The following is a 1,769-nucleotide window of genomic DNA, read 5'->3' as shown; positions in this document are numbered from 1 at the left end:
AAGGCAGTGAGAATGGCCGGGTCAATGTATTCCGACCAGATGTAGAGTTGAAGGGTTTGTTTTTGGGCAGCCGTTCTCAGGGGCCAGAAGAAAAGCAGGAGCAGCAAACAGCAAAGCAAAGCGATGGCCGTGGCAATTCCCTTTTTCATAGGCAGGAGGGGCAGGAGCAGCAGTGAAGGGGCTGGAGTTCCTGCTCTGGGAAAGACTTAGACAATAGCCGACTTCCCTCTAGCCCTGAGGCAAAAGCGGAGCTCACCGCTGTCCCTCCCCTAGACCTAGAGCAGGCTTGTCCAACCCTACGCCCTAGCCTACCACCTGGGCTTCCCCGTTGCTGCTTTCCCCAGCCGAGAATAGCAGTTGATATAGCCGCTGCTGCTCGGCAGGGTTGCGGTAGCGCTGTTGCTGCAACGGCCAATCCTGCAAAGCCAGCTCTTGTTGCTCACGTAACCTAGGCTGTAGGGCCGAGTCGGCGGGCAACTTGGCCTGCAAAACCTGTAAATCGTTGAAGCGGCCCAGTTGCTCCTGTAGGCCTTTCAGAGTTTTGATCCACTCCTGCACAGTTTCCCCGTAAAAGGGGGCGAAAAACTCCACCTGGTAGCGCAGGCGTTTGGTGGCTTTGCGCAGATCGTGTAGCTGTTTGGCCTGAGATTCTGTCTCGGGAAAAGACGGGATCCGCCAGCCCGGCTGCAGGAACCAGGCGGCCAGCAAAGGAGCCAACAGGTGAGGCAAGCTCTCCTGGAGGGGAAGCTGGGCCGCAGGCCGGTAGCGGGGGTGCTCCAGCCACTCCGCGCAGGCTGCCTGAAACTCTTGGAAGTTTGCATCTTCCAAAATGCGGCGGGAACGTTTCTCGGCTTGGGCCTGACGCTGCCGCAGGTCTTCCTCCAGCTCCTCCAGCTCGGCTGCTGGGATCCCCTGCCAATAGGGCTCTTGGAGGATTTCCAGCAACACGTCCAAATCCCGCTGCTGGCCCAGGGTTCTGGTCAACTTTTGCAGACGTTTGGGCTTGAGCGGCTTGGGCAGGCGCACGGATCCCTGAAACACCTCCACCCAGGTGCCGATGCGGCGCAGGCCCACCCGGATTTGATGGAGGGACTCTGCTGCCTCGGGGTGCTGGTTGAGCACTCTCCCCACGTGCTTCTGCAGCCGCTGCCATTGCTGGCTTAACAATTGGTGGGCCCAAGCGGCCACGGTGGGTGAAGGGGAAGACGCCAGCAGGATCGAGTGCTCGCTTTTCTGCTCAGCAGCAATGGCATTCACGGCAAATCTCCTCTACCTGTCAAAACGGGGCCTAAAAAGGGCAGAAGGCTTTCCCTGCATAGCCTACTTACCTTACCCTGAGGTCACCCGCGCCCTCTTCTTTTTTAACCTAATCTTAACCTCTGAGCAGGGTATGGCCAGGGAAACGGTTGAGACCGCCATTCGGGCTAGCAGGGCGGAGCCTTTGGTAGGCGGGGCCTGACCGCTGCCCAGATGCGGGTGGCTACCTCTGCCGGGGATCCCATGGCGTCGATGCGAACAATCCGCTGCGGGAACTCGGCGGCTAGAGCTTGAAATCCGCGGTAAACTCGGCGGTGAAACTCCAGGTGTTCTCGCTCGAGTTTGTCGGCCTCTGACTGTAGGGAACGGGTAATCGCTACGCGACGCTGACGCGAACGCGCCAGCCCCACCTCAGGGGGGAGATCCAACCACAGGGTGAGGTGCGGCTGCAGCCCGCCGGTAGCCAAGTGGTTGAGCTGGCGGATCTTCTCCAGGTCCAGCCCGCGACCATA

2 protein-coding genes are annotated in these 1,769 nt (G+C 59.8%); both read right to left on the bottom strand.

The features are described 5' to 3' along the window. Positions 1-303: 303 nt before the first annotated feature. The gene (locus NW863_RS05315; protein ID WP_414365007.1) at positions 304-1,257 is read right to left on the bottom strand and encodes a CHAD domain-containing protein; all 954 of its coding nucleotides are present in this window, start codon (positions 1,255-1,257) and stop codon (positions 304-306) included. Between the two features lie 167 nt (positions 1,258-1,424). Continuing rightward, positions 1,425-1,769 (bottom strand): dTMP kinase (locus tag NW863_RS05310; protein WP_414365006.1); only part of this gene is annotated, 345 nt, incomplete at its 5' end.

The organism is Synechococcus sp. B60.1 (assembly GCF_047462555.1).
Classification (GTDB): domain Bacteria; phylum Cyanobacteriota; class Cyanobacteriia; order Thermostichales; family Thermostichaceae; genus Thermostichus.
Note: the sequence above shows the minus strand (reverse complement) of the source record. Positions and strands in the feature narration are given on the sequence as shown.